This window comes from Stenotrophomonas tumulicola, from assembly GCF_014117215.1.
Taxonomy (GTDB): Bacteria; Pseudomonadota; Gammaproteobacteria; order Xanthomonadales; family Xanthomonadaceae; genus Stenotrophomonas; species Stenotrophomonas tumulicola.
In genome coordinates this window covers 21,044-33,624 of sequence record NZ_JACGXS010000009.1, presented here as the reverse complement: position 1 = coordinate 33,624, position 12,581 = coordinate 21,044, and the positions used below count along the sequence as shown (strand labels likewise).

The following is a 12,581-nucleotide window of genomic DNA, read 5'->3' as shown; positions in this document are numbered from 1 at the left end:
TGATTTCTAGACCGCAAAGTGTAGCGCACCAGTGGCTTCCGTCACTTGGCTACGTGTGCGTATGGTCGTAAATGGCTTGTCCCGCCGTGGACAGTCCGAAGCTGTCCAAGCCAATGTTTCCAAGGTGTTACGTGCAAAGCGGAACCTGTTCCTTGCCCCCTCCCCGGCGGCCATGCCATTGATCCGGTACGGAAAACCAAGGAAGTGGTCATGGGCAGCCGTACCCCGCCGTACCCCTCGCCAGTCCGCCCGGGACGCAGCCTGCGCACCCGGCTGATGCTGTGGTCGTGCCTGGTGCAGGCCGCATTGTTGCTGCTGCTCGTGACACTGTTCTATCTGGGTGCACGCTCGCTGGTGCATCGGCAGGCGGTCAGCCAGATCAACCACCTGGCCGAGCAGACCGCGCGCAGCCTGGGCAATTCGCTGCAATCGGCGCAGATAACCGGGGAAATGCTGCTGGCGCCGCTGGGCCGGCAGGTGTTCGACGTGGCCCAGCTGCACAGCCTGCTGGGGGCGGCGGTGCTGGCCGACCCGAACGTGGACGGCGCCAGGATCATCATCGAGCCGGACCGCGTGCCCGGCCTGCCCGACGGCTATGCCTGCCACGACATGCTGCAGGACGGGGCACTGGAACACGCCTGCGACAGCCAGCTGGGCACCGACCACCTGCAGCGCGACTGGTACCGGCAGGCGTTGCGTGCCAGCGGCCCATGGTGGTCCGCGCCGTATGCCAACCCGCGCGCGGAGGGCCGGCTGTTCATCACCTACAACATGCCGCTGCGCCTGCCCGGCGAACTGCTGCCGGCCGGGGTGGTCAGCGTGGACGTGCCGCTGGCGCAGCTGCGCCACGACCTGGGCCAGTTGCCCCACACACCGAAGTTGCGCGCCACCCTGTTGGCCCCGGATCACCACGTGGTGCTCAGTTCGGCACCTGAAATCAAGCCGGGGCAGGCGCTGGCGCAGTACCTGGAGCTGCGCCCGGACCTGGCGCCGCTGTTCGACCCGCGCCAGCCGCCACCGCAGGTGGAAGACGGCTTCGACCACCAGGCCAGCGACGGCACGCGCTTCCTCAGCCGCATCGCCGCGCTGGAACAGCACGGCTGGCAGCTGGTGCTGTCGGCCGACCGTGATCTGATGATGGCCGACCTGCGCCGGGTGACCCACTTCGCAGTTGGCCTGGGACTGCTGGGCGTGCTGGCATGGCTGCTGCTGGTGCGCCGCCACGCGCTGCGCCTGCTGCAGCCGATGGAGACGCTCACTGCGGCGGCGCGGCGCTTCAGTGCCGGCAACTTCCGCCAGCCGCTGCCGGCGTCGCGCCACGATGACGAAGTCGGCGAGATGACCCGTGCGTTCGAAAGCGCGCGCCGTTCCATCCTGCAGCAGATGGACACCATCGCGCGGATGGCGGGCGTGCGTGAGCGCAGCGAGAGCGAGATGCGCATCGCCCACGGCATCCAGCAGGGCATGCTGGCCCCGCCGCCGCGGCTGCAGGCCGATGGCTTCGTGCTGCGCAGTTCCACCCTGCTGGTACCTGCGCGCGAGGTCGGCGGTGATTTCCACCACATCACGCAGCTGGACCGCACCACGCTGTGCTTCGTGATCGGCGATGTGTCGGGCAACGGCGTGCCGGCGGCCTTGTTCATGGCCCGCGTGCTGACCGTGCTGGAAGCGGCGATGACCCACCGCCGGCACCCGGACTGCATCCTGGCCGAGGCCGCGCGGCTGCTGGCCGAGCGCAACGACGCCTGCATGTTCGCCACCGTGCTGTGCGGGGTGGTGGACGCCCGCACCGGCCTGTTCGAACTGGCCAGCGCGGGGCATGAGGCGCCGTTGCGCAGGCAGGCCAACGGTCGCACCCGGGTGTTGCCGCTGCGCAGCGGCCCGGCGCTGGGCATCAGTGCCACGTTGGCGTTTCCGCGCGCGCATGGGCTGCTGGCCGATGGCGAATACCTGCTGGCCTACACCGATGGCATCACCGAAGCGCAATGCCCGCAGCAGCGATGGTTCGGGCTGGAGCGGCTGCGCGAGGCGGTGTCCGCGCAGGCCGATGACCGCCAGGTGTGTGCCGACGTGGTGCAGGCGCTGCAGGCCTTCTGCGCCGGCCACGGCAACCCGGATGACCTGGCGCTGCTCAGCGTGGGCCGGCACCTGCAGTGGCCGCCGTTGCAGCTGCGCGGCAAGGCCGACGCCGCCGACCTGCGGGCGCTGCTGGACCGGTTGGAGGCGGGGCTGCAGCAGATGGGGGTGGCCGGGGACGCACTGCTGCGCGCGCGCCTGGTAGTGGATGAACTGTTCGGAAACGTGTTGGTGCATCAGCGTCAATTGTCGCAAGTGACTCTCGACGTGACCGCAACCCTGGATGACGATGGCCTCGCACTGCAGGTGCGCGATACCGCGCTGGCCTTCGATCCCACTTCCGCCCCCGCCCCGAACCTGGACGCGGCGCTCGGACAGCGCGCCATCGGCGGCTGGGGCCTGCACCTGGTCCGATCACTGTGCGACCACTTCGAATACCAACGTCGCGATGGCGGCAACCACGTCCACCTGCGGCTGTCGCCGGCAGGCCTGTGCAAGGAGTAAGCCGTGTCCCAGCTGAGCATGCGTATCGAACCCGCGCAAGGGCCTTACCAGCGTGTCTTCCTGGCAGGCCGGCTGGACGGTGCCACCCACGGCGAGCTGGATGCCGCACTGGCGCCATTGTTGAATGACGGCACGCATATCCTGGAATTCAACCTGGCCGGACTGGAGTACATCTCCAGCGCGGGCCTGCGTTCGATCTTCCGTGCCCGCAAGGCGCTGCACGGCCATGCCGGGCGGGTGCTGGTGATGCAGCCGCAGCCGGGGGTGCGCAAGGTGTTCGAACTGGTGAAGGCGGTGCCGGTGGAAGAGGTATTCGCTTCGCAGGAAGAACTGGACACCTACCTGGCCGCGATCCAGGCCAAGGTCGCCCGCGGCGAGCTGTAGCCTGCGGCACCGGGTGGCACGACGATGACGGGCATGGCCCGCCCTCACCTTGCATCCTGACCGTTATCGATATATCGTTTCGCAACCCGATAACGATATATCGAAATGTCCCCGCCCCGTGCCACGCCCGCCTCCTCCCCTGCCCGCATGCTCAGCCGCGGCGACCTGCGCCTGCTGGTGCTGGCGTTGCTGGCCGAGCAGCCGCGCCATGGCTACGAGCTGATCCAGCACGTCAGCGACCTGTTCGCGCGGGTCTATACCCCCAGCGCGGGCACCATGTATCCGTTGCTGGCCAGCTTCGAACAGGCCGGCTGGGTGGATGCCGAGGACGACGCCGGCCGACGCCGCTTCCACATCACCGCGGCCGGCCAGGCCGAACTGCGCGCGCGCGCCGATGAGGTAAAGGCTGCCCAGCATCGGGCGCACCACCGCGCGCGCGATGTCGCCAAGGCCGCCATGCCGCCGGCGCTGCGCGATGCGATGCGCCAGTTCAAGGGCGCGCTGCTGCATCACCACGGCCGCTGGACCGACGGCGAAGCCGAACAGGTGGCGGCGCACCTGCTGCGTGCCGTCGCGCTGCTGAAGGACCCGCCATGCAGGTAGCGCCAGGCCATGCCCGGCGTTATCCATCCCTCATTACTTTCTCCCCCGCAGGAATTTCCAATGTCCCAACATGAAAACAAGCGCCTGCGCCTGGACGTCCGCTTCCGCGAACTGCAGGTGCTGCGCACCGAAGAAGTCACCCCGAACATGCGCCGCGTGATCCTCGGCGGCGCCGACCTGGCCGGCTTCGATTCGCCCGGTTGCGATGACCACATCAAGCTGTTCTTCCCCAATAGCAGCGGTGAGCTGGTGCTGCCGACCCTCACCGCCGAGGGCCCTCGCTACCCCGAGGGCAAGGAGCCTTCGCTGCCACGCGACTACACGCCACGCAGCTGGGACCACCAGGCCGGCGAACTGGCCATCGATTTCGTGCTGCATGGCGACCACGGCGTGGCCGGGCCGTGGGCAGCGCGCGCGCAGCCGGGCGACACGCTGGCCGTGGGCGGCCCGCGCGGTTCGTTCGTGGTGGCCGATGATTACGATGGCTATGTGCTGATCGGCGATGAAACCGCGCTGCCGGCGATCAGCCGCTGGCTGGAGGCGCTGCCCGAAGCCGCCGAGGTGCAGGTGTTCATCGAAGTGGCCGATGAAGCCGAACGCCAGGAGCTGCCGCAGGGCGACAACGTGCGTATCCACTGGCTGGAGCGCAATGGTTTCCCGGCGGCGACCAGCACCTTGCTGGAGGATGCGCTGGTGGACTTCGAGGCACCGGAAGGCGATGTGTTCTATTGGATCGCCACCGAATCGCGTCGTGCCCGGATGATGCGCAAGTTCTTCGAAGGGCACCTGGCCGTGCCGCGCGACTGGATCCGCTCCACCGGCTACTGGAAGGCCCACCCGGATGACACCGACGGCGATTGATGGGCATCACGCCGGCAGTGCGATAATCGCGGCATGAATGAACTCACCCCCTCCTCGGTTGCGGCGGCGTTGCCGCGCCTGCAGGCCGACGCGTCCGCGTTCGACACGGCGCTCTCTGCCCACGGCGATGCCGCTGCCCTGCGCCCGTTGCTGCTCAGCCTGCTGGAAGCACGCGGCGCGGCGTTCAGGACCGATGGCGACGTCACGCTGGTGGCCGACATGCTGCGCCGCGACCAGAAGTTCGCCCCGCCCGGGCGGCCTTCGGTGCACCTGGTGCAACTGCGCAAGCAGCAGTCCACCGCCAAGCAGGCGGCGCTGGTTGCGCGGCAGGCGCATGGGCGGGCCGCGCAGGATTTCGTGCGTGCGCTGGACCTGAAGATCACCCCGCGGCTGACGCCGATCGCCGTTGCAGACAGGTGGCTGCTGACGCGGTTGGGGTGATGCCGGTCATGGGCGTCAGGCGCCACAGTAGATACCTGGGGGCCGGCCGAGCCACGCACCCCTCAACGTAGCGCCGGGCCACGCACACCTCGACGTAACGCCGGACCATGCACCCCTCGACGTAACGCCGGGCCATGCCCCCTCGACGTAACGCCGGACCATGCACCCCTGGACGTAACGCCGGGCCATGCCCCCTCGACGTAACGCCGGACCATGCACCCCTGGACGTAGCGCCGGGCCATGCCCGGCGGAACTACCTTCAAACATCACCTTAAAAGGAGCTACCAATGAAGATCATCCTTATTGGTGCCACGGGCACTATTGGCAAAGCTGTCGAAGCCGAACTGGGCCAACGCCACGACATCATCCGTGCCGGCCGCAACAGCGGCGATGCGAAGGTGGATATCGCCGATCCGGATTCGATCCGCCGGTTTTATGCAGCGGTCGGACCATTCGACGCACTGGTCAGTGCGACAGGCAAAGTCCATTTCGGTCCCCTGGAAGAATTCACGCCCGAGCAGTTCGAGATCGGCCTGCGCAACAAGCTGATGGGCCAGGTCAACCTCGTGCTCTTCGGCCTGGAGCATGTGCGCGACGGTGGATCGTTCACGTTGACGAGCGGGCTGCTCAACGACGACCCGATTCGCCAAGGCGCGAGCGCGGCGCTGGTCAATGGCGGTATAGACGGATTCGTCCGCAGCGCGGCAATCGAGTTGCCGCGCGGGATTCGCATCAACGCCGTCAGCCCCACCGTGATCGAAGAGGCGCTGCCTTCTTACGCGCCATTCTTCCGCGGCGTCAAAGCTGCGCCAGCCGCCGATGCAGCGCTGGGTTACGCCAAGAGCGTAGAGGGCGCGCAGACCGGACGCATCTATCGGATCGGCTGGTCGCGCGACAACTGAGAACGCCGCAGCGGCGCCGGGAAACGAAGCCCGCGTCCGCCATAGGCGGTGCGTCGGGAACATGAAAAAACCCGCTCCTGGGGAGCGGGTTTTTCATTGAAGCCTGCCTTGGATCAGGCGGCCGGCTTTTCGCCGGTGGCTTCGGTGGTGATGCGGATCTTCACTTCATCGCTGACGTTCGGGGCATAGGCGCCCACGCCGAAATCGCTGCGCTTGATGGTGGTGGAGGCATCGAAGCCCGCCGCCGGCACCTTGGCCATCGGGTGCTCGCCACCGCCATTGATGGTGACATCCAGGGTGACCGGCTTGGTCTGGTCCTTGATGGTCAGGTCGCCGGTGACGGTCAGCTTGTTGGTGCCGGCCGATTCCACCTGGGTACTCTTGAAGGTGGCAGCCGGGAACTTGGCGGCGTCGAAGAAGTCGGCGCTCTTCAGGTGCTCGTCGAACTTGGCGGTGAAGCTGTTCAGGCCGCTCAGCGGCAGCTTCACTTCCACGGTGGACTTGGTCACGTCTTCGGCGTCGTACACCAGGGTGCCTTCGGCGTTGCCGAAGTGCGCGGTCGGGTTGGAGTAACCAAAGTGGCTCCACTGCGCCAGCACGTCGGTGTGGCTCGGATCCAGCTTGTAGGTGCCCGAGGCGATCCGCACCGCTTCAGCCGGGGCAGCAGCGGCGGCATCGGCAGCCGGGGTGGTGGTCTGCTCGGCGGCGGCCGGGGTGGCGGCATCGGCGGCCGGGGCTGCATTTTCTTCGGCCGGCTTGGAGCAGGCAGCGATGGCCAGGGTCAGGGCCAACGGCAGCAGCAGCTTGGGGGTAACGTTCATGTCAGGTCTCTCTCTCGAATTCGAAGGGAACGGGAAAATGATGCGACAGCCCATCGTGCGGACGGGCCAACATCCGGCGGGAACGTTTATTCGATGCGTGCTGCTTCGTCGAAAGCCAGGCGGGGCAGGCGCGGGAACAGGCCAGAAGCATCACCGTACCCCAGATTGACGAGGAAATTCGACTTGATGGTGGTGCCCTTGAAGAAGGCTTCGTCGACCTTGGCCTGGTCGAAACCGGACATCGGGCCGGCGTCCAGGCCCAGCGCACGCGCGGCCAGGATGAGGTAGGCGCCCTGCAGGCTGCCGTTGCGGAATGCCGATTCGGTACGGCTTTCGCGCGGGCCATCGAACCAGGCCTTGGCATCGGTATGCGGGAACAGGTAGGGCAGCTTTTCGTGGAAGTCTTCGTCGAAAGCGACGATCACCGTGACCGGAGCGGCCAGGGTCTTGTCGTGGTTGCCTTCGGACAGGGCCGGGGCCAGCTTGGCCTTGGCTTCGGGGGACTTCACGAACACGAAGCGTGCCGGGCTCGAGTTGGCTGCGGTCGGCCCCCACTTCAGCAGCTCGTACAGGGCCTGCAGCTGGCTGTCTTCGACCGGCTTGTCGAGGAACGCATTCTGGGTACGGGCAGTGCGGAACAACTGGTCAAGCGCGGCAGCATCAAGTACGTGCGACATGCATCCTCCTGGAACGGGCAACGGTCCGGCAGCACCTGCAGGCAGGTAAGCCACCGGGGCAATGCGAGGCAGTGTAGAGTGTCGCGTCTGTTGCAACACCCAGCAGGACTGAAACGAATTAATGCCAATGGTGAAACGATCGGGCGCGCCCTGGACGATTACCGATGGCCGCGCCGGCAATATGCGCCAGGCCGTGGCATTGGCCGGCGCCCTGCGGCTGGGCACGCACAAACCACTGCAACTGGAACCGCGCGCGCCCTGGCGATGGGTATCGCCGCGCCGCCTGCCGGGTGACGAACGCGGCTATGGCGATGCGCTGCAGGCCCTGCTGGCCGACCCGCCCGCGCTGGCCATCGGCTGTGGCCGCCAGGCCGCCGGCGCGCTGCGCGTGCTGCGTGCGCGCGGCAGCCGGGTGGTGCAGATCCTCGACCCGCGCATCCGCTCGCGCCATTGGGACCTGGTGGTGGTGCCCGAGCACGACGCCCTGCGCGGCAGCAATGTCCTGACCCTGCTGGGCAGCCTGAATCCGGTCGATGACACCTGGCTGGGCTGTGGCCGGGTGGCCTTCGCCGACTTCAGCACCCTGCCCGGCCCCCGCACGGCGTTGCTGGTGGGCGGGCCGACCGCGCATGCACCGTGGGAAGAAGACGGCATGCAGCGCGTGTTCGGGCAGTTGGCCGCGCAGATACGCAGCGAGGGCGGCAGCCTGCTGGCCACCACGTCGCGACGCACGCCGCCGGCGCTTTCCGAGCAGCTGCGGCAGGCCTTCCGCGACATCCCCAACGTGATCTGGGGCGATGGCGGCGATGGCGTGAATCCCTATGCCGGCCTGCTGGGCTGGGCCGATCGCATCGTGGTGTCACCGGATTCGGTGAACCTGCTGTCCGAAGCCAGTGCCACGCGCATGCCGGTGATGGTGGCCCTGGCCAACACTGTGCAAGGGCGGATGGCGCGGTTCCAGCACGCGCTGCATGAGCGCGGCCGGCTGCAGCCGCACTGGCTGGAATGGGACCATGGCCGCATCGAGCCGCTGCGCGAGACGGCGCGCGTGGCGGCCGAGGTGAAGCAGCGGTTGGGGTGCGCATCGGCGGAAGAGTCCTGCACGCCGCGCCGGTGACGGGCATGGCCCGTCACTACCCGGATCTGTGCCGCCTGTACCCCTGAGTCCATCAGGCATGGGGCCGGGCAGCGTTCATCCTCCGGGTGGCCGCGGGCTTCGCGCAGGCGGATAATGTGCGCCCTCCTCCTGGTTACCCGGTTCGCCATGCCTGTGCGTTCGTCGCCCGTTTTTGCCCCGATGACCCTGCGTGCGCTGCTGCTGGCGGTGCTGGCGATGGGTGCGGTGGTGCTGGGCTCCAACGTGCTGGTGCAGTACCCGATCAATGACTGGCTGACCTGGGGAGCGTTCAGCTATCCGGTGGCGTTCCTGGTCAGCAACCTGATCAACCGCCGGTTCGGCCCCGGCCCGGCCCGCCGCGTGGCCTGGGCGGGCTTCGCGCTGGCGGTGCTGCTGTCGATCTGGGTGGCAACCCCGCGCATCGCGGTGGCGTCGTGTTCGGCGTTCATCGTGGCCCAGTTGCTGGACATCACCGTGTTCGACCGGCTGCGTCGCGGCAACTGGTGGCGTGCGCCGATGGTGGCCACCACCTGCAGCGCGACGGTGGATACGGCGATCTTCTGGAGCATCGCCTTCGCCGGCTCGGCACTGCCGTGGATGAGCTGGGCGCTGGGCGACCTGGCGGTGAAGCTGGCCATCGGCGTGTGCCTGCTGGCACCGTTCCGCGCGTTGTTGTGGAAGACCGCGCCGGTCACCGCATCGCGGTAACCGGTAGAGCGGGGCCATGCCCCGCTGCTTCTGCGGTGACGGGCATGGCCCGTCACTACCGGGTGGTGGCCGTTATTGCCTGTCGAACGCCGGCCCGGCACCTGCGCCCGCCGGTAGAGCGGGGCCATGCCCCGCTGCTTCTGTGGTGACGGGCATGGCCCGTCACTACCGGGTGGTGCCCGTCATTGCCCGTCGAACGCCGGCCCGGCATCCGGGCCGACCGGTAGAGCGGGGCCATGCCCCGCTGCTTCTGTGGTGACGGGCATGGCCCGTCACTACCAGGTGGTGCCCGTCATTGCCCGTCGAACGCCAACCCGGCGTCCGCGCCCGCCGGTAGAGCGGGGCCATGCCCCGCTGCTTCTGTGGTGACGGGCATGGCCCGTCACTACCGGGTGGTGCCCGTCATTGCCCGTCGAACGCCAACCCGGCGTCCGCGCAGGCTTCGCTGATCACCGCGCGTGCGGTGTCCAGCGCATCGCTGCCTACCGCCATGCGCGGGCGACGGTCCAGCGTGCAGGCCAGCCCCAGGTCCAGCAAGGTGGCGTGCGCGGCGTGCAATGCCTGCGCCCGCCCAGCCGGCAACCAGCCGATAGCCGCCAGCGCATCGACCTGGCCGGGGGTGTCGCGCGGCGCCAGCAACGCAGGGTGGCGCGATGCATTGCCCAGCACGCCAGCCTGCAACAGGAATTCCAGGTCCACCACGCCGCCGGCACCCTGCTTCAGGTCCATGCGCGCCGCATCGCTGCGGTCCAGTTCGGCACGCATGCGCTGGCGCATCTTCACCACGTCCGCGCGCAGCACGTCCGCGTCGCGTTCGCGCCCCAGGGTCTGCGCACGCACCTGTTCGAACGCCTCCAGCAGTGCGGCATCACCCGCCACGCCGCGCGCACGCACCAGCGCCTGGTGCTCCCATGTCCAAGCGCGGTCACGCTGGTATTCGCGGTAACTGGCCAACGAGGAAACCAGCGCCCCCTTGCCCCCATCCGGGCGCAGGCGCACATCGATGTCATACAAACGGCCTGCTGCGGTGACCGCCCCCAGCAGCGCCATCACTTTCTGCGCCAGCCGGGCATACCAGCGGCCCGGCTCCAGCGGCCGGGCACCATCGCTGGCGTCCACGTCAGCCGGGTGGTCGTGCAGGAACACCAGGTCCAGGTCCGAGCCGAATCCCAGTTCCAACCCGCCCAAGCTGCCGTAACCGATGATCGCAAAGCGCCCACCGGCCACCTCGCCATGCGCCGCGCGCAGGTCGGCCTCGGCCATTTCCAGCACGGTGGCCACCACCACCTGGGCCAGTTCGGCCAACTGGCGGGTGCTGTCCAGCGCACGCTGGCGGCCATCCAGCGTGGCCATGGCCATGCGGAAACTCAGCGCCAGGCGGATTTCGTTGAGCCAGCGCAACGCCGATTCGGGATCTTCCATCGCCAGCACCTGCCGGCATTCGGCCTGCATCTCCTGCAGGGTCGGCAGGGGACCGGACACGCGTACGTCCAGCAGCTCATCCAGCAGCAACGGATAGGCCGCCAGCCGTTCCGCCAGCAGCGCGCTGCGCGCCAGCACGTCGACCAGCCGGGCCAGCGCGCTGGGCTGTTCGTCCAGCAGCGCGAGGTAACTGGTGCGGCGCAGGATGGCCTGCAGCAGGCCGAGCACCCGCTTCAGCGCGGCATCGGGTTGCGGCGAACGCGTGGCCGCATGCAGCAGCGCGGGCAGCACGCGGTCCAGCCGCGCGCGCGGTGCATCGGACAGCGCCTGCACGCCCATCGACTGTGCAAACTCGCGCAGCATCTGGTCGGCGCCGCCCGGGTCGGTGAAGCCCATGTCGGCCAGCAACTGCGCATCGCCGCCGTCGCGCAGGCCACGCCAGTAGTTGGCCAGCGCATCCGGCGCGACATGCCCCTTGCGGGGTGCCAGCAGCGCGCCGAATTCGGTGCTGACGCGCTGCTGGTGCACGGCCAGCGCGGCTTGCAGCCCTTCCCAGCCTGCGTACCCCAGGCCCACTGCCAGGCGCAGGCGGTCCAGCGGGTCTGCCGGCAAGGTGTGGGTCTGCGCATCGCGCAGCATCTGCAGCCGGTTTTCCAGCCGGCGCAGGAACAGATACGCGTCGCGCAGCGCGGCGCCGTCTTCGGCGGCAATCTGCCCGGCATCGACCAGCGCAGCCAACGCATGCAGCAGGCGCCGTTCGCGCAGCGCCGGCTCGCGGCCGGCACGGATCAACTGCAGTGCCTGGCACAGGAATTCGATCTCGCGGATGCCACCGGCACCGCGCTTGATGTCATCGTGCATCTCGCGGCGCGCGACCTCGGCGGTGATCGCCGCCTTCATTTCGCGCAGGCCATCGAGCGCGGTGAAATCCAGGTAACGGCGATAGACGAACGGGCGCAGCGTGGCCAGCCATTCCTCGCCAGCGGCGATGTCACCAGCCACTGTCCGCGCCTTCAGCCATGCGTAGCGTTCCCAGTCGCGGCCTTCGCGCTGGAAGTACTGGTCCATGCCGTTGAACGACAGCGCCACGCGCCCGGCATTGCCAAAGGGACGCAGGCGCAGGTCCACGCGGTGGCTGAAGCCATCGACCGTGGTTTCGTCCAACAATCTGGCCAGCCGCTGCCCGAGGCGGGCGAAATACTCTTCGGCGGCCAGTGGACGCGCACCGTCTGATTCGCCGCCCTGCGGGTAGGCGTAGACCAGGTCCACGTCGGAACTGAAATTGAGCTCGCCACCGCCCAGCTTGCCCAGCCCGAACACCACCAGCCGCTGGGCCTGGCCATCGGCGCTGCGGACCACCCCATGGCGCACGGCGAAATCCTGCTCCAGCGCCTCCAGGCCCAGCTGCAGGCACTGCTCGGCCAGCGTGGTGGACCCTGCCAGCGTGGCCTCCACGCTATCCATGCCGGCCAGGTCACGCCAGACCAGGCGGGTGGACATGGCCGTACGCCAGCGCCGCAGCAGTGCCGGCCATTCACTGGCCTGTTGCGGGTCCAGCACCGGCGGCGCCAGCGGCGGGCAGCCGTCCTGGGCCAGATGGGCCAGCAGCCCCGGCTGGCGGCACAGGGTGTCGAGGGCGAAATCACTGGTTACCGCCAGTTGCCGCAGGAAAAGGGTCAGGTCCCTGTTCCCGTGCAAAGGGATCTGCCCCCCAAGCGCGTGGGCCAGCCGGGCCAGTGCGCGATCGGTCAACGGGACAAGGGCGTCGGGGAGCGGCGTGGGGGCGATTGTCATACCTGAATTGTAGAGCGGGGCCGTGCCCCGCTGACCGCGGATCCAGCAGCAGCCGGGCCTGGACGGGCGCTTCCAGGCCACGGTCGCGGCGCCCCCCTCATTGCATCGCCTATTCAGCTACAATCGACAGGCGTAAAAAAGCCCGCTTGCAGCGAACTGCCAGCGGGCTCTGCTCCCTCCCCCACGTCGGGATGCAGGGCCATCGTGCAGGTTGCAAAAGCAACTTGCACGCTGCACTGCAAAACAACACTGGCAGGTACAGAAGCCTGCC

Annotated in this window: 11 protein-coding genes; 8 read left to right on the top strand and 3 right to left on the bottom strand. The window is 68.3% G+C overall.

Translation table 11 applies throughout. The annotated features are described in order from the left end of the window. The first annotated feature begins 210 nt into the window (after positions 1 to 210). From H4O11_RS15010 to H4O11_RS14985, 6 genes are all read left to right on the top strand, one after another. The gene (locus tag H4O11_RS15010; RefSeq protein ID WP_182340250.1) at positions 211 to 2,580 is read left to right on the top strand and encodes a SpoIIE family protein phosphatase; all 2,370 of its coding nucleotides are present in this window, start codon (positions 211 to 213) and stop codon (positions 2,578 to 2,580) included. 3 nt (positions 2,581 to 2,583) lie between these two features. Further along, positions 2,584 to 2,964 carry an STAS domain-containing protein gene (locus tag H4O11_RS15005; protein WP_182340249.1) on the top strand — a complete coding sequence of 127 codons (381 nt, stop codon included), beginning with the start codon at positions 2,584 to 2,586 and terminating at the stop codon, positions 2,962 to 2,964. Between the two features lie 105 nt (positions 2,965 to 3,069). Then, entirely contained in the window at positions 3,070 to 3,567 is a 498-nt protein-coding gene (locus tag H4O11_RS15000; RefSeq protein ID WP_246333522.1) for a PadR family transcriptional regulator, read from the top strand. Between the two features lie 60 nt (positions 3,568 to 3,627). Next, on the top strand, positions 3,628 to 4,428 hold the full coding sequence (locus H4O11_RS14995) for a siderophore-interacting protein (protein WP_182340248.1): 801 nt from the start codon (positions 3,628 to 3,630) through the stop codon (positions 4,426 to 4,428). A 33-nt stretch (positions 4,429 to 4,461) separates the two neighbouring features. Continuing rightward, positions 4,462 to 4,869, top strand: a complete 408-nt coding sequence (locus H4O11_RS14990; protein ID WP_182340247.1) for a hypothetical protein — start codon at positions 4,462 to 4,464, stop codon at positions 4,867 to 4,869. Positions 4,870 to 5,156: 287 nt separating this feature from the next. Further along, positions 5,157 to 5,771: a short chain dehydrogenase gene (locus H4O11_RS14985; protein ID WP_182340246.1), complete on the top strand. Its 615-nt coding sequence runs from the start codon at positions 5,157 to 5,159 to the stop codon at positions 5,769 to 5,771. Between the two features lie 113 nt (positions 5,772 to 5,884). Here H4O11_RS14985 and H4O11_RS14980 read toward each other — a convergent pair whose 3' ends face one another. Both H4O11_RS14980 and H4O11_RS14975 read right to left on the bottom strand, forming a co-directional pair. Further along, on the bottom strand, positions 5,885 to 6,592 hold the full coding sequence (locus H4O11_RS14980; RefSeq protein ID WP_182340245.1) for a YceI family protein: 708 nt from the start codon (positions 6,590 to 6,592) through the stop codon (positions 5,885 to 5,887). An 86-nt stretch (positions 6,593 to 6,678) separates the two neighbouring features. After that, positions 6,679 to 7,269 carry a malonic semialdehyde reductase gene (locus H4O11_RS14975; RefSeq protein ID WP_182340244.1) on the bottom strand — a complete coding sequence of 197 codons (591 nt, stop codon included), beginning with the start codon at positions 7,267 to 7,269 and terminating at the stop codon, positions 6,679 to 6,681. Positions 7,270 to 7,396: 127 nt separating this feature from the next. Between H4O11_RS14975 and H4O11_RS14970 the strand changes: the two genes are divergently transcribed. Together H4O11_RS14970 and H4O11_RS14965 are read left to right on the top strand one after the other, a co-directional pair. Continuing rightward, positions 7,397 to 8,386 carry a mitochondrial fission ELM1 family protein gene (locus H4O11_RS14970; RefSeq protein ID WP_182340242.1) on the top strand — a complete coding sequence of 330 codons (990 nt, stop codon included), beginning with the start codon at positions 7,397 to 7,399 and terminating at the stop codon, positions 8,384 to 8,386. A gap of 147 nt (positions 8,387 to 8,533) precedes the next feature. Beyond that, a complete protein-coding gene (locus H4O11_RS14965; RefSeq protein WP_182340240.1) occupies positions 8,534 to 9,094 on the top strand; it encodes a queuosine precursor transporter in 561 nt (186 codons plus the stop codon). 402 nt (positions 9,095 to 9,496) lie between these two features. Here the strand turns inward: H4O11_RS14965 and glnE are convergent, their stop codons facing one another. Further along, positions 9,497 to 12,310, bottom strand: a complete 2,814-nt coding sequence (gene glnE, locus H4O11_RS14960; protein WP_182340238.1) for a bifunctional [glutamate--ammonia ligase]-adenylyl-L-tyrosine phosphorylase/[glutamate--ammonia-ligase] adenylyltransferase — start codon at positions 12,308 to 12,310, stop codon at positions 9,497 to 9,499. Positions 12,311 to 12,581: the final 271 nt, after the last annotated feature.